Genomic DNA, 14,814 nt, shown 5'->3' with positions numbered 1-14,814 from the left:
GTCCTCAATCCCGTTTAGTTCAACAATGTGTTCTGCAGTCAGTTGTCAGGGTCAGCAGACTGCTGATTAACCTTTCCCGAATGAAGCCGCATCCAGACCTTATCCCGCTGCAGAATAAAATCTTTGACGATTCCAGCCGCCATTGGACATTCTGTTCCATCCACGTTTTCGGCTTCGAAACAACGCATCTCTCCAGCAACCGTCCACTCCCGCATATAGCCATTGCTATACTCAAATGGCGGCAACACAAATTCGGCCACGCCATACTCATCCGCCTCGGCTTCGATATCACCAATCGCCAATTGACGCGGTATCGATATTAATTGCGTTGCCGACACGTCATCAAACATCTTATTGATAAATGCCTGCACGACTTTCTTGGCTCGAGCGTCTGCACCGCCATGTAATACTTCACTGATATTCATTCTAATTCTCCGATGCTTGGGCCCATTGGTTTCGAAAGGCCTGCATAGTTACTTATGGCTCAATGCGAGATCGTTGCACCGTTCTCCGTAATTCCCTGATTTCAACACAACCATCCGGCATGATGCCTTGGTGCGAAACACACCAGAGGAAGGATGTCTTGATGGATATCGATCAGAAGAAACTGGCCGCGAAGTTCAAGGCTATCAGCCGGACTGGCAGATCAGATTCGGCTACCAAGAATGCGGAACTCGAAGCACGTATAAATCAGGAATTACCGGGCATAGAAGCGGGCGATATCAAGATCATTTACATGTCACCAGAGTTGAAAAAAGAGCTGGGATATGATGCCGATAGTGACGATGGTTAGGATCGCTGCAAGCACTGAACAAACTGTGCATACGAAACCATCCACAACATTCGCTATCATGCGTTTCAGAACTACCTACAAATAGTGATGCATATACTGAATAATTATTAAGTAGTATTGATCGCATTAAATTGTAATAAATGTTGACCTATTTTGTATTTACTACAATACGAATATCATATACTAACATCGTAACCTTCTATGACTATTTTGAAACAGTTTATAATATCATTTCAAACATAGTTATACTATTTGGCGCACTTTTTCAAAACACCTCGATATGTCGATATGCCGCTGGTGAGCAGCTGATACATAAATCGCATGTGGACGTCATTACGTACATCTCATGACCGTGGCTAGTTGCTGGGTCACTTACATTACGCAGACCACCCAGCATTTGCCGCAATGCGTCACTGAAGACGCGCTCTTTATGTTTTCCGTTTAGGCGTAGACTTTCCCATCCGGCATCTTTCCGTGGACCTGATCAATCACGTCATAGGAATATTTTGCGCAATATTGCACTGTCTGCTCGATCTCTCCCGGCTCGATCCGCTTGATATCGATACTGAGTCCGGGAAACACCGCCTGACCTTCAGGACGCCAACACCATGGCTTCATAATACTTCTACGAAACTCCTGCTGGTGATTCATGAATTTGGTGATCACATGTTTTCTACGGTCAGTGAAAACAGCATGAATGTGAACAGGGATTATCGCCCCTGTCTCCTTGCTTCGTTGTTCCGGAACGATGATGCACGGGGACCACTCATCACCAAGCCGGTAGGATCGTTTGGTGAAAACGGTCTCGTGATAAACATCTTTGACCAAGCGCATCAACTTTTTAACGTTTTCCTGATGAGCACGATTGAATCCTGATATCGAAGAAACGCCATTTGTGGGCGCAAGACCCAATGTGATGAACACGCCGTGCTTGGGCCAATCCAGTGTTGCGATCTCGTTGGCAGCCCATGAGCAGCTTTCGAAGAAGTCCGGCTGGTGCATCATGATAACCACCAAGAACTGATCCAAGCCATGATGGGCTGGATTGAGTAGGGATGATCGTAAGCCAGCTGCACCACAGCCATCGCCAACGGGATCATTGTGCCGCCTCTGTCATCGAGGTCGAGCCGTCCGCAGCCTTTTGTTTTGCTACAGCAGTATCCAGCCAGTCGTAGATATCATTTTCCAGCCACGCCTGACGTCGCTCAAGTAACCGAACGGGTTTTGGGAAGCGGCCAGAAGACACTGACCTGCGAATTGATGTACGACTTAAAGTAGTTATTGACGAAACGTCGCCGATTGATAATAACATAATTATTGCTCCAAATTATATTATTACTTATGGCAACAAGTGGCATTCAATGCTCCAGTCTCGCCAATTCAACAAATTTATTCTTCATCGAAATAATAATGGGTAGCCTCAACAACGGCGCGTCGATCTCGCATCAAGTTGGGCGGCTTGGCATTGCCGATTGTCGCCAGCTAATCGCAGCAAGAACGAAACGGCACCCATCGGGTCACATTTCAGGTCAAAATTCGAAATTTTGAAAATTTGATTTCACATGCGGTATCAAGTGAATCCGGCATTTTCGACGCATGAATTACGGGTCACCGTGATACTATCAACTTTGATAGTTTTTGCGGCGACAGATTTTAAGTCTGTTGCGTCTACCATTCCGCCACGCCCGCACGGCGCGAAAGCGTGATCCTACACGCGTTCGCGGGGGAGGATAGCGGTCGGTTCAGTCGCCAGCTTCATTGCCCAGCCGCGCGCGAACCCGGGTCAGAAACTGGTTGTCCGGAAGATCGGCGTCGGCAATATAGCCCTCGACATTCTCCTCTGCCGCGGTGGGCTCGTTCGCGGCCAGTGCAAGCCGTGCGGCCGCGAGGGTCGCCGTACCGCTCTTGCCGTCAATCAGGAAAGTCTGGCCGGCCGCGTAACCGAAATCCGCTGCGGACTCCAATGCCCTGCAAATCAATTCCTGGGCCTGGCGCACATCGGCATTGCTTCCAGCGCTATCGCCGTCTTCGACGCAAACCTGATGGGCCTCCCCGTTGATGGTGAAGGGACGCGGTGTCGCAGGGAGGGCATCACCCTCGGCGCCCGGCCCTCCAACCAAGGCAGGCGGCTGCGCGCTCGCGGTGCCGGTGACGCGGAGGGTGACCACCAAGGGCCGGAGGTCTTCATCACGCAGGATGAGCTGGTAATTATCCGGCTGGAGCTTGGCGGGATCGGCCGTGACCGTGTATTGGCCCGCCCCGGAATCGTCTGTCTCCAGGGTCAGGCCATCCGGCGCCGAGCCGACCCACTGCACGCTATAGGGCGCATTGCCGCCCTCGACATCCAATTCGATCGTGTGCGTCGAGGCATCGGCAAGGTCGATCGTGGCGGGCGGCTGGCGCAGGACCAGTGCGTCGCCCGCGCGCCCGGCAGCCAGATCGACACAATGGGCCATGTCGGCGGCCGTCTCGCTCATGCCCAGAAGGTTGATGAAGGCCTGCAGGCGGCGGGCCGTGCTGTTCAGGTCCTCGACACGGGTAATGAGCGCCTGAAGTGATACAAGAAAGAGTCGCACCTCGGCGTTACTCAACGTCGGCGCTGGCGTATCTGTACGCTGGAACAGATCTGGCCGCTGTGTCGATTGCGCCGCCAGGGCCAGCGTGGACTGCCCCGCCGAGGCGGCCGTGGCGTCAATTGCCACGTCGAGCCTGTGGAGGCGCAATTCCACCGCAAGATCCACCTCCTGCAAGGCGGCATAGACGCGCTCACCGCTCAGCCGGGTGTCAAGATCGGCCAGAACCACCGCATCACGCACGGCCCGGTTGGCGCGCAAGGCCTGCTTCAGGCCATCAACAAAGCCCAAGGCCTCCTCTCTGTCCCGCCCGACCAGGCCGGCTGGCAAGGCCAGCGCGTCAAGCTCGGCTTCAAGCGCCGCATAGCGCGCCACGAACTGGTCATCGCCCACATCTGCGAAGCCCTGCCTGAAGACCAGATAGGGCTGCACGGCCCGACGCACGCAGACCAGCGCCTGCTGTCCGTCAAGATAGATCGGCACCCGTGCCGGCGGCGCAATCATGGTGGAAAATGTCGCCGAAGTGCCCGCGATCAGACCGAGTGCTGTTGTTGCACCATCGGCACCGTCGGTCAGCGTGTTGGCCAGCGCGCCGATAGACGCGACCAGCGTTCCCTGGCGCAAGCTGCCCCGCAATTGCCGGTTGCCCAGCGCCGCTTGATGATAGGATTGCCGCACTGTCTCGACGCAGCCCAACGCCGTGTTCAATGGCAATAGCGCGTCAGAGGCTATTCCTTGGCAGTCGGCTGCAGAGTAGCGCGTGTCCCCACCGCCCGGGACACCCGTGTTGGCACAAGCCGCCAGGCTCCCTGCCGCGACCGTCAAGCTCACCGCCAAAATTCGCAAGTCAACCATCTCGCAACCCCTGATAGCCCCGGCGGCAGCATACACACCACCAATGTTCATGCCTATCCTTGTCTGCAAAATTTCTTTTCGCTATTTTTGATTGGTATTTCGCGGCGGACGGAAAGACGAGACGCCGGACGGGGCATCGGACGGGGGCCATAGAATGCTGATTAGCAAGACTCTGAGAGGCGAATTCGGCGGCGCCATGGCGATGCTGGAAAAGGCGCTGGTCAATTTTCGACAGACTGAGCCTCAAGTCCTGCAGGCCTTCAGCGCCGTCTCCGGTCTGGATGCCCGGGAAACCGCTGCCGCATTTAGCCCGCGCACCTTGCCCAGACTGCGTATCCGGGGCCTGGGGGCAGGAACATTGGGCCGGTTCGACGCCAACGAGAGCAAGTTTGTCACCCTCGACATGGCACTCATCAACGCCTTCGAAACGCCCGGGCCATACCTGCGCAATCACCAAGAAGAGCACGGCAATATGGGAGTTGCCGACATCATCGTCGTCACCGCCATGCATGAAATGGTGCATTGGGCGCGTCACGCCAAGCGCCTGTCGAAGAGCTATTGCCGGTATGATTCTGACAAGGGCGATTGCCAATACACCCCTTGCAAGGCGGGTTGCAGGATCGAGGCAGGCTATGCCTTCGAGGCCAGGCTTGGCGCCGTCTACCCTCAGCTGCGACCGAGCGGGAATAGTTGCGCTGTCGGCTAGGGCGGCCTGCAGCAAGCCCCCCGATCAACCCGTCTCAAAGGCATCGATCGCCCAGGACAGTTGAACCAGAGGCCAGCTATCCTGAGCGATCCGAGACACGCTAATCCACCTTCTGGCCATCAGCATCGGCGGCATAGCGCGCGATGCGGACCAGTTCGAGGAATTCATCGCGGTGGCCATATTCATCCGGCCCCAGCGCCGCGCTGGCCTGGTCGAGGATCTCGTCATAGCCATAGCCCTCACGGATATAGGGGTCACCGCGCAGCATTTGCGCGAAGCCGGCGACCTCGATCGAGAAGCGGGTCTCCTGATCGGCTGCGGCAAAATCGGCGACGGCATCCTGCGCCGTGATCACGTGTTCGATCAGACGGCTCTCATCCTCGCCGGGCTGTTTATAGCGCAGGCGCAACAAGCCGTATTCCGTCGAGATATCGGCCGGTGCCGGCGACGCAGCGCCATAACGCAGCGGGTCGAGCAGAGCGCCTTCCGAACCCGGTGCCGCGATCTCATAGATGGCGGTCACGGCATGACCGGACCCGACCTCGCCGGCGTCAACCGCATCATTGTTGAAATCGGCCCGTTCGAGCATGCGGCTTTCATAGCCAATCAGACGGTATTCGGCGACACGCGCCGGATTGAACTCGACCTGGATCTTGACGTCATTGGCGATCGGAAACAGGGCGCTCGAGCTTTCCTCGACCAACATGCGCCGGGCCTCGGCGCGGCTGTCGATATAAGCCGCAGTACCATTGCCGGCCTGGGCAATGGTCTGCATCATCTGGTCGTTATAATTGCCGCGGCCAAACCCCATCACCGACAGGTAGATGCCGCTGGAGCGCTTGCGGGCGACGAAATCTTCCAGACGCTCATCCCGGGTGACGCCGACATTGAAATCGCCATCGGTCAAAAGCATGACGCGATTGACGGCGTCCTCGTCGAAATTGCGCTCGGCCAGGTCATAGGCCAGCGCCAGGCCGGCGCCGCCAGCGGTCGAGCCGCCGGCACTCAGCCGGTCGAGCGCCTCATGAATCTGACGCGAATCGCGCGCCCGTGTCGGCTCCAGCACGGCACCGGCCGCACCGGCATAGACAACGATGGCGACGGTGTCGTCGGGATCGAGTTCGTCGACCAGCAAATGCATCGCCTGCACGGCCAGCGGCAGTTTGTCGGGCGAATTCATCGAACCGGAGACATCAATCAGGAAGACAAGATTGGAGCGCGGCCGTTCCTCGGCCACCATCTCATAGCCCTGCACCGAGACATGCATCAGCTGGGTCTGCGCATTCCACGGGTTGGGCGTGACCTGCACCCGCGTCGCAAACGGCTCGTCGAGACTGTCCGGCAGCGCGTAATCATAATCGAAATAATTGACCATCTCCTCGATACGCACCGCATCCTGGGGCGGCAAGGTGCAATCATTGAGATAGTCACGCACGACAGCATAACTCGCCGTATCGACATCGATGGAAAAGGTCGAGACCGGCTCGTCGGCGGTCGCATGCACCGTGTTGAGCTCGACATGCTCATAGCGCTCGCGGTCGACCGCGCCGGGGGGCGGGCTCATGGGCAGAGGGGCATAGCCGCGCATATTCTGTTCGAGTGGCGCGGCCAACATCGCCGTCCGGCCCGTCGTGGCCGGGGGCGGAGGCGGCGGGGGCGGCGGAACGGCATTGAGTGGCGCTTCTGCCTGCACCGCGCCGGCGATCCGCGTACCGGTTACGACAATCTCATCCACTCCATAGCCCCCCTGACCGCGATTGCGGCAAGCGGCCGGTATGGCATTGAGTTGTTCCTGCTTGGCGGCCTCGTCCTGCGCCAGCGCCATCGGTGCCGACTGTATAGAGGTAGCGGCCACCAGCGCCGCAAGCGCGGTGCCCATCTTCAAATTCCGAGTCATGTCTGTCTCCCCTTCCCGTTCCCAGCTGCAGCATTTGCACGCATGAATTGATCGGAGGCAAGGCAAGATAGGGGCGATCTCAAGGCGCGCTTGTTCATCCCCGCGCCACACTGAACAAAGGCATGGCGCCTCAGTCCTGCGGATCGATGCGCCCGTCAAAGCCCAGTGACGCCACCAGGGCGGCGATCTCGTTGATCACGGCGTCCAGCGCCGCATCATCCGTGGCGCGTGCCACCAAATGTGTGCCGCGTTTGACCTCCCCGTCCTTGACCTCGAGGAAATAGGGATAGCTGCCGATCGAGACCTGCGGATATCGGCTCTGCATCTCGCCGAGCGGCAGGGCGATATCGCCTTCGCGCAGATTGTCAGCCTTGACCGATCGCGACCGGGTGACGGCGCCGCCATGGAGACGGTGGGCGACATCTTCGAGCATGCCGCGGGTGATCGAGGGCACACCGGCCATCACGAAGACATTGCCGATCTGGAAGCCCGGCGCTCCGGTCACCGGATTGATGATCAGCGAGGCGCCGTCGGGAATGCGCGCCATGCGCTTGCGGCTCTCGGTCAGCGGCGTCCCGGTCCTGGCATACCAGTGCTCGATCACCTCGAGCGCATCATGACGGACATCGATCGCGACACCAAAGGCCAAAGCGATACTGTCGGCGGTAATATCGTCATGGGTCGGGCCGATCCCGCCTGTGGTAAAGACGTAATCGACCCGGGCGCGCAGCGTGTTCACTGTATCGGCGATCATGGCGGCATCATCGGGAATGGTGCGGCACTCGACGACATTAATCCCCAGCGGCGCCAGGAATTGCGCGATTTGCTGCAGGTTCTTGTCCTGGGTCCGGCCGGAGAGGACCTCATCGCCAATCAGCACCACGGCCGCCGTCACACCCGATGTCTTGCCCATGAGATTCAACCTCGTTTCCCGCTTTGCCTCGGGTATAGGTGGCTCAACAGGAGAATGCCAAGCGATGAAATTTGCCACGCCGCTGATCGAGGGCCGACTGGTCTCGCGCTATAAGCGCTTCTTCGCCGATGTCGAACTGTCGGACGGCGAGGTCGTGACCGCGCATTGCGCCAATACCGGCGCCATGGCCGGGATAAAGGACGCCGGTTTGCGCGTCTGGCTGTCGCGTGCCGACAATCCCAAGCGCAAACTCAAATTCACCTGGGAGATCGTCGAGGCGCAGGACACTTTGATCGGTGCCCTGCCCGGCCGGGCCAATGAGTTGGCGGAAGAAGCGGTCCATTCCGGTATTCTTGCCGAACTTGGCGGCTATAGCTCGCTGCGACGCGAAGTGAAATATGGTGATAATTCCCGCATTGACCTTCTGCTTGAAAGCGATCACCGCCCGCCCTGCTGGGTCGAGGTCAAGAATGTCCACTGGATGCGCCAGCCCGGCCTGGCCGAATTCCCCGACGGCGTCACCAGCCGCGGCACCAAGCATCTGGGCGAGTTGTCCGCCAAGGCGCTCGCCGGCGAGCGCGCTGTCCAGCTCTTCATCGTCCAGCGCAGCGATTGCACAAGGCTGCGTCCGGCCGACGATACCGACCCGGTCTATGGCGAAGCCCTGCGCGCCGCGCACAAGGCCGGGGTCGAGATCCTCGCCTATCGCTGCGAGGTGACGCCGGCGGGCATCGCGATTACCCATTCGATGAGCGTGGAGTTGAGTTGATGAGCGATGTCCAGTGGGATTTGCCTGATCCCTATATCCACCGCATCAAGGTTGTCGCCGCCGATATCGATGATTTTGGTCATGCCAATAATGCGCGCTATCTGGAATGGGCCGATGCCGCCGCCTGGACGCACTGGGCCTCAAAGGGATTTTCCCGCGCGGTCTGCGAGGCCGATGATCGCGGCATCGCCATCATCCGCACCGAAGCCGATTATCTCGGCCATGTCCGCGAGGGCGACGCGCTGGACTGCGCGGTCTGGATCTCGAAGTCAGACGGCCGCCTGCGCGCCGAGCGGCGCTATCAATTCGTCCGCGTGGCAGACGGGGCAACGGTGTTCCGCGCCTTGACCAAGGTCGTCTGTTTCCAGCTCTCGACCGGCAAGCCCGCGCGAATGACGGAAATTTTCAAGGCGCACTATTCGGTGCTGCCCTCGGTGGCGGCCGCGCTGGCGGCGCAAGATTGACCGGGCGTTAGAGCCAGCCCTTGGCGCGGGCCAGACGCGCCGCCTCGATCCGGTTGGCGGCGCCCAGCTTGCTGATCGCACTGTGCAGATAATTGCGTACCGTCCCGCGCGCCAACCCGGTCGCCTCGGCCATGGCAGGGCTTTCCAGTCCCGCTTCAGCCAGGCGCAGGAGACGCCGTTCGGCATCGCTGAGCGGATCGGTTTCGCTCCAGGCCCGCTCGGCCAGCTCCGGGGCGATCACCCGCTCTCCAGCCGCAATGCGGCGCACGGCATCGGCGAGATTGGCGGATGGCCCGTCCTTCATGATGAAACCGGCAACGCCCGCCTCGAGCGCACGGCGGAGATAGCCGGGACGATCAAAGGTGGTGACGATCAGCACCCGGGCACGAGATCCGTCGCGCTTGAGCAGGGCCGCGAGTTCCAGCCCCGTCATGTCGGGCATTTCGATATCGGTGATGACCACGTCGGGATCGTGCCGGCGCACCAGGTCATGCGCCTCGCGGCCATTGGCGGCGGCGCCGGCGATCTCCAGGTCGTTTTCCAGCCCGAGCAGGCTGACCAGCGCTTCGCGCAACAGGGTCTGGTCTTCGGCCAGGACGAGTTTAAGCATCGGTCGCTCCTCTGGTTGGCAAGCGCGCGATGACCACGCAGCCGCGCGCGCCGGGCCCGTCCTGCACGATGAGTTCGCCGGACAGGGCCAGCAGCCGCGCCGCCAGACCGCCCAGCCCGCCAGCCCCGATGCGGGCGCCGCCACGCCCATCATCGCCAATCCTCAGCTCGACCCCATGGTCCGTACGGGTCAGCGCGATGCTGGCCTGACCGGCCTCCGCATGGCGCAGGATATTGGTCGCCGCCTCGCGCACGACCATCGCCAGGGCCGTGGCCTGGGCGGCGGGAAGGCCTTCGGCATCGAGGTCGGTTGAGACCTTGAGCCCGGCGGCACGCAGACGCTGGCACGCTTCATCGGCGGCCGCCGCGAGGCCGCGCTCGCGCAGGCCGGTCACCGCCTCACGCACCTCGGCCAGGGCCTGGCGCGAAATGCTCTGGATCTCGGCCAGTTCGCCGCGCGCCCGGTCCGGGTCGGCATCGAACAACCGCGTCGCCAGATCGGCCTTCAGAGCAACGACCGAGAGGGTATGACCGAGCAGGTCGTGCAGATCGCGGGCGATGCGCTGCCGCTCCGCCTCCGCCGCATTGGCGGCTGCACGCACCTGGCGTTCTTGGGCGGTCGCGTCCTGGCTCTGGCGTCTCGCCCCCATCATGGCGCCGCCGGCGGCCAGCATGCCGAGCAGGCCGACCGCAATCGCGGCATAGAGGGGAAGCGCAAACTGCCAGACCGCTATCGCCAGCGGCAAGACCAAGAGGCCAAGCCCGGCATTGCGCAGCCGCGTTCCGGGCAGCCAGCCCAGCATCGCAGCGGCGAAGACCAGATAGACCGCACCGCCCATATTGACCGGCAGGAGGGCAAAGCTCAACGTCACCGCCCCCAGCGCCGCCAGATAGACCGTCCAGTCGCCGCGGCGCAATGTGAAGACATAAGCCGCGATGAAGAGCGCCATCGCCGCCAGTGACAGCGCGGCCTGCGTCGGCGTCGGGGCCGTATAAAGCCAGCCAAAGAAGAAAAAGCCGAGATAGACCAGGTGCAACCAGGGCCGGTTGGGCGAAAGCAGGGCGAGTGTCCGGTTTGTCATTGCTTCAGGTCTCCCGCCCCGCACACGTCACGCGTCCAGCGCCAATTGCCGACGAAAGCGCACCGTTTCCCAGCGCAAGCCTGCCGCGGCGAGAAGGTAGAGGCCCGCGACAACAAACGGAATGCCTGTCAGCCGCAATTCAGGGAAACCGATCCAGATCGCCGTGACGGCAGCGACGCGCACCAGCGCATGCACCAGGCTGACCCGGCTGGCATAGGACCAGCCGATAATGGGCCAGTGCAAGCTCATCCCGATGGCCAGGCTGAGCGGCGCCGCCTCCGGGAAGCCCCCGATCAGCAGGAAATGGATCGGCCAGAGCAGATTGATCGCAATGATCGCCGCCGTCGTGATGCCCGAGAGCGGCGATTTCGCTTTCATGAAGGGCGAGCGCAACGGGCCTTGCAACAGGATGCCGAGCGGGAAGATCACACCCGAGCCCGCGGCTGCCGCAAAGGCCCAGTCGGGCGCGTCCAGAAAGAAACCGGCAATACCGCCGGCGGTCCAGCAGATCGCGCCGGCGACCGGCAGGGAGATCCCGCCGCCTGCGGCAACGCAGAAGCGTTTGCGTTCGTGGTCGATGGTCTGTTTCAAATCGGTCATGATGAGGTCCGTTCCTTGCCGTGAATATGCCCTCACCTTGCCGCCCGGCCCCGCCGACCGGCAGACACAGGCGTCACGCATCGCCCGTGACACCTGTCATGGCCGGCTCGGCGCGCGGCCCTCGCCCACCTCACGGATAATTAACATCCGCCCACATTGTGCCCAGACCTTCGCCCGCTATAGTCCGCGCCAACAATCACCGAGCTTAGGGGAGGCCTCCATGAAATTCCTGGCACCTGCATTGGCCAGTCTTGCGCTTGTCGCCTGCGGCCCGACCGATACACCTGTCGACAGCGCCATCGAAACGCCCGCCGAATTCATGCCGAATGTCCTCAGCGGAAATATCGAAGCGCATATCCGCTTCCTCGCTTCAGATTACCTGCAGGGCCGCGATGTCGGCACCGATGGTTATGAAATCGCCGCCAATTATGTCGCCGCCCAGATGCAATTGCTCGGGCTGGAACCGGCAGGCGATAATGGCGGCTATTATGCGCAGGTCCCGCTGCAGGATGTGCGCGCCGACCTCGATTCCGCCTATCTGGCGATTGACGGCATCGAGGCTGAAATCGGGCGCCAGGCCTTGATCGGCTCCAATCCCGCCGTGCTCGAATCCGAGGTCACGGCCCCCTTGGTCTTTGTCGGCTATGGCGTCTCGGCGGCCAATCGCGACCATGATGACTATGCGGACATCGATGCGGCCGGCAAGATTGTCGTCGTGATGAACGGGGTGCCCGATGGCTTCCCGACCGAAGAACGCGCGCATCACATCTCCGGCCGGACCAAGCTCGAGGTCGCCGCCGCGCATGGCGCAGTCGGAATGATCTCGCTGACCGCATGGACAGAAGAGCAGGTCGCCGGCTTCGCCGGGAATTATTTCTCGCTGCCCGCAGTCCAGCTGACCACCGCCACCGGGCCATCGGGCTATGACGCAGTCACAGTCAGCGCCAGTGTCAACGCTGATCTTGGCGCCAGCCTGTTTGACGATGCGCCCATGAGCCTGGCTGACGTTCAGGCTGCGATGTCAACGGAAGACGGCGCCAGCTTCCCCACTTTCGATCTGCCGCACACTGTGACGATGCGCCAGCGCACGATATCCGAGCCGTTCACGGCACCGAATGTCGTCGGCATGCTGCGGGGCAACGACCCGGCCCTGGCGGATGAAGTCGTCGTGCTGACGGCTCACCTGGATCATATCGGTTCCATCCATGACGCTATGCGGGGCCGCGGAGCCTGCCGCTCGAGCGATGATGCCGACCAGATCTGCAATGGCGCCGTCGACAATGCCTCCGGCGTCGCGGTCATGCTGGAAACAGCGCGGGCCTTCATCGAACAGGGCACGCCGCGGCGTTCGGTCCTGTTCGTGGCGCTGGCCGGTGAGGAAAAGGGCCTGCTGGGCTCCGAGCATTTCGCCAGAAACCCGACCGTTCCGGCCGAAGCCATGGTCGCCAATGTCAATCTCGACATGCCTGTGATCGTGTATGAATTCGATGATGTCATCGCCTTCGGTGCCGATCATTCCAATCTCGGTCCGATCGCAGCACGCGCGGCGGCGCGAATGGATATTGCTGTCAGCCCCGATCCAATCCCGCAACAATCCCTCTTCGTGCGCTCGGACCATTATAATTTCGTGCGCGAGGGCGTCCCCTCCCTCTTCCTGATGACCGGCTTCTCCTCGCCGGATCCGCGCTGGGACGAGGGCGAAGGCTTCATGGGCTTTCTCAACACCCATTATCACCGCCAGACAGATCAGCTCGATGGTGAACTGGAGGTTCTGTTCGAACAGGGCGCCAAATTTGCCAATATCAATTATCTGATCGCCCGCGAAATCGCTGATAGCGATGAGCGTCCGGCCTGGAATGCGGACAGCTTCTTCGGCAATCTCTATGGCGATCAATCCGAGTAAGCGGTCACAAAAAACCACTAAATCAAGCGCGCGCCGTTCCAAACGGCGCGCGCTTTGGTTATAGGGGGAGGATTCTGGAGGACTGCGCCTTGACCACTGCCTATGACAGCATCGCCGATTACGACGCCCCGTCGCCCCGCGACGGCCGCATCAAACTGCATGGCGCAGAAGGCTTCGAGGGCATGCGAAAGGCCGGACGGCTGGGTGCGCAAGTGCTCGACATGCTGGTGCCGGAAGTGCGGGCCGGTGTCACGACGGAGCATCTCGACCGGCTGACCCGCGAATTCATCCTCGACCATGGTGCCACACCGGCGACCCTGCATTATCGCGGCTATCGCCACTCCCTATGCACCTCGCTCAACCATGTCGTATGCCACGGCATTCCCGGTCCCAAACCGCTGCGCGATGACGATATCCTCAATATCGACGTCACGGTCATCGTCGATGGCTGGCATGGCGATACCAGCCGCATGTATACGGCCGGTCAGCCCAAGCGTAAGGCGGAGCGCCTGATCGACATCACCTATGAGGCGATGATGGCCGGCATTGATGCCGTCAAACCCGGTGTCACCCTGGGCACGATCGGCGCCATTATCCAGGAATATGCCGAGGAGCGCCGCTGCTCCGTGGTGCGCGATTTCTGTGGCCATGGGCTGGGACAGCTCTTCCATGACAGCCCCAATGTGCTGCATTTCGGGACCCGCGGCGAAGGCCCGGTGCTGAAGGAAGGCATGTTCTTCACCATCGAGCCGATGCTCAATCTCGGCCGGGCCGATGTCAAAGTCCTGGCTGATGGCTGGACCGCCGTCACGCGTGACAAATCGCTCTCGGCCCAGTTCGAGCATTCCATCGGCGTCACCGCTGACGGGCATGAGATTTTCACCCAATCCCCCAAGGGCCTCGACAAGCCCCCCTATAACGTCTGACGCCATGGCCGGCCCCGCGCAAAACGATGGTCACCGCGAACGTTTGCGCCAAAAACTAACCTTGGCGGGTGGCGATGCCCTGCACGACTATGAGCTGCTGGAACTCTATCTCTTCCGCTCCATCCCGCGCCGTGATGTCAAACCGATCGCCAAGGCGCTGATCGCGCGATTCGGCGATCTCGGCGGCGTCGCCGCGGCACCGGTTGAACAACTCATCACCATTGATGGCGTCTCGGAACGCTGTGCCGCCGAGCTCAAGCTGATCCAGGCGCTCTCGGCCCGCCTTGCCCGCGAACAGGTGATCGGCCGGCCCGTCATCGCCTCCTGGGCCGCGCTGGTCGCCTATTGCCGCACGGCGATGCAACACGCCACGACCGAGCAATTCCGCGTCCTCTTCCTGGACCGCAAGAACAAGGTGATCGGCGATGAAGTGCTCGGCACCGGCACGATTGATCACGCCCCGGTCTATCCGCGCGAAGTCGTCAAGCGGGCCCTCGCGAACGAGGCCTCGGCGATCATCCTGGTCCACAACCACCCCTCCGGCGATGCCACGCCCAGCCAGGCCGATATCGAGATGACGCGCACCCTGATCGATGTCTGCAAACCCTTCGAGATCGTCATCCACGACCATCTCGTGATCGGGCGCGAGAACACGGCGAGCTTCAAGACGCTGGGGCTGATGTAAAAGCGCTGGCCGTGGCGCGGTATTCGCCTAGGCTGACAA

16 protein-coding genes are annotated in these 14,814 nt (G+C 60.9%); 7 read left to right on the top strand and 9 right to left on the bottom strand.

Annotated elements, in window-relative coordinates:
• Positions 1-38: 38 nt before the first annotated feature.
• Positions 39-425 (bottom strand): hypothetical protein, encoded by a 387-nt coding sequence (locus tag ACN0YJ_RS10025; RefSeq protein ID WP_417496107.1) that lies wholly within the window; start codon positions 423-425, stop codon positions 39-41.
• Between the two features lie 161 nt (positions 426-586).
• On the opposite strand from ACN0YJ_RS10025, the gene ACN0YJ_RS10020 reads away from it, so the two are divergent.
• On the top strand, positions 587-793 hold the full coding sequence (locus ACN0YJ_RS10020) for a hypothetical protein (protein ID WP_417496106.1): 207 nt from the start codon (positions 587-589) through the stop codon (positions 791-793).
• A 441-nt stretch (positions 794-1,234) separates the two neighbouring features.
• Here the strand turns inward: ACN0YJ_RS10020 and ACN0YJ_RS10015 are convergent, their stop codons facing one another.
• From ACN0YJ_RS10015 to ACN0YJ_RS10005, 3 genes are all read right to left on the bottom strand, one after another.
• Complete coding sequence (locus ACN0YJ_RS10015) at positions 1,235-1,798, bottom strand: hypothetical protein (protein WP_417496105.1); 564 nt, start codon at positions 1,796-1,798, stop codon at positions 1,235-1,237.
• Between the two features lie 91 nt (positions 1,799-1,889).
• A complete protein-coding gene (locus ACN0YJ_RS10010; protein ID WP_417496104.1) occupies positions 1,890-2,105 on the bottom strand; it encodes a helix-turn-helix transcriptional regulator in 216 nt (71 codons plus the stop codon).
• Between the two features lie 430 nt (positions 2,106-2,535).
• Positions 2,536-4,080 (bottom strand): hypothetical protein, encoded by a 1,545-nt coding sequence (locus tag ACN0YJ_RS10005; protein WP_417496103.1) that lies wholly within the window; start codon positions 4,078-4,080, stop codon positions 2,536-2,538.
• Between the two features lie 295 nt (positions 4,081-4,375).
• Between ACN0YJ_RS10005 and ACN0YJ_RS10000 the strand changes: the two genes are divergently transcribed.
• Positions 4,376-4,927: a hypothetical protein gene (locus tag ACN0YJ_RS10000; protein WP_417496102.1), complete on the top strand. Its 552-nt coding sequence runs from the start codon at positions 4,376-4,378 to the stop codon at positions 4,925-4,927.
• A gap of 100 nt (positions 4,928-5,027) precedes the next feature.
• Here the strand turns inward: ACN0YJ_RS10000 and ACN0YJ_RS09995 are convergent, their stop codons facing one another.
• Together ACN0YJ_RS09995 and ACN0YJ_RS09990 are read right to left on the bottom strand one after the other, a co-directional pair.
• A complete protein-coding gene (locus tag ACN0YJ_RS09995) occupies positions 5,028-6,824 on the bottom strand; it encodes a vWA domain-containing protein (RefSeq protein ID WP_417478244.1) in 1,797 nt (598 codons plus the stop codon).
• Positions 6,825-6,954: 130 nt separating this feature from the next.
• Positions 6,955-7,737, bottom strand: a complete 783-nt coding sequence (locus ACN0YJ_RS09990; protein ID WP_417496101.1) for a competence/damage-inducible protein A — start codon at positions 7,735-7,737, stop codon at positions 6,955-6,957.
• Between the two features lie 64 nt (positions 7,738-7,801).
• Here ACN0YJ_RS09990 and sfsA point away from each other — a divergent pair, with 64 nt between their 5' ends.
• Positions 7,802-8,506 carry a DNA/RNA nuclease SfsA gene (gene sfsA, locus ACN0YJ_RS09985; RefSeq protein ID WP_417496100.1) on the top strand — a complete coding sequence of 235 codons (705 nt, stop codon included), beginning with the start codon at positions 7,802-7,804 and terminating at the stop codon, positions 8,504-8,506.
• Complete coding sequence (locus tag ACN0YJ_RS09980) at positions 8,506-8,970, top strand: acyl-CoA thioesterase (RefSeq protein ID WP_417478247.1); 465 nt, start codon at positions 8,506-8,508, stop codon at positions 8,968-8,970. The genes sfsA and ACN0YJ_RS09980 overlap by 1 nt, the downstream gene beginning before the upstream one ends.
• A gap of 7 nt (positions 8,971-8,977) precedes the next feature.
• Here the strand turns inward: ACN0YJ_RS09980 and ACN0YJ_RS09975 are convergent, their stop codons facing one another.
• The 3 genes from ACN0YJ_RS09975 to ACN0YJ_RS09965 are packed head-to-tail and all read right to left on the bottom strand — an operon-like array spanning position 8,978 to position 11,261.
• Positions 8,978-9,580, bottom strand: a complete 603-nt coding sequence (locus ACN0YJ_RS09975) for a response regulator transcription factor (protein WP_417478248.1) — start codon at positions 9,578-9,580, stop codon at positions 8,978-8,980.
• On the bottom strand, positions 9,573-10,661 hold the full coding sequence (locus ACN0YJ_RS09970; RefSeq protein ID WP_417496099.1) for a sensor histidine kinase: 1,089 nt from the start codon (positions 10,659-10,661) through the stop codon (positions 9,573-9,575). Before ACN0YJ_RS09970 ends, ACN0YJ_RS09975 begins: the two co-directional genes overlap by 8 nt.
• A 27-nt stretch (positions 10,662-10,688) precedes the next feature.
• Entirely contained in the window at positions 10,689-11,261 is a 573-nt protein-coding gene (locus ACN0YJ_RS09965) for a DUF7010 family protein (protein ID WP_417478250.1), read from the bottom strand.
• Between the two features lie 220 nt (positions 11,262-11,481).
• Between ACN0YJ_RS09965 and ACN0YJ_RS09960 the strand changes: the two genes are divergently transcribed.
• The 3 genes from ACN0YJ_RS09960 (at position 11,482) to radC (ending at position 14,775) form a co-directional block, all read left to right on the top strand.
• Positions 11,482-13,164 carry a M28 family metallopeptidase gene (locus ACN0YJ_RS09960; RefSeq protein ID WP_417478251.1) on the top strand — a complete coding sequence of 561 codons (1,683 nt, stop codon included), beginning with the start codon at positions 11,482-11,484 and terminating at the stop codon, positions 13,162-13,164.
• 89 nt (positions 13,165-13,253) lie between these two features.
• Positions 13,254-14,090 (top strand): type I methionyl aminopeptidase, encoded by an 837-nt coding sequence (gene map, locus ACN0YJ_RS09955; RefSeq protein WP_417496098.1) that lies wholly within the window; start codon positions 13,254-13,256, stop codon positions 14,088-14,090.
• A 43-nt stretch (positions 14,091-14,133) separates the two neighbouring features.
• Positions 14,134-14,775, top strand: a complete 642-nt coding sequence (radC, locus tag ACN0YJ_RS09950; RefSeq protein ID WP_417496097.1) for a RadC family protein — start codon at positions 14,134-14,136, stop codon at positions 14,773-14,775.
• The last annotated feature ends 39 nt before the right edge of the window (positions 14,776-14,814 follow it).

Source organism: Maricaulis sp. (assembly GCF_048270095.1).
Lineage (GTDB): Bacteria > Pseudomonadota > Alphaproteobacteria > Caulobacterales > Maricaulaceae > Maricaulis.
This window is presented reverse-complemented; position numbering and strand designations above follow the sequence as displayed.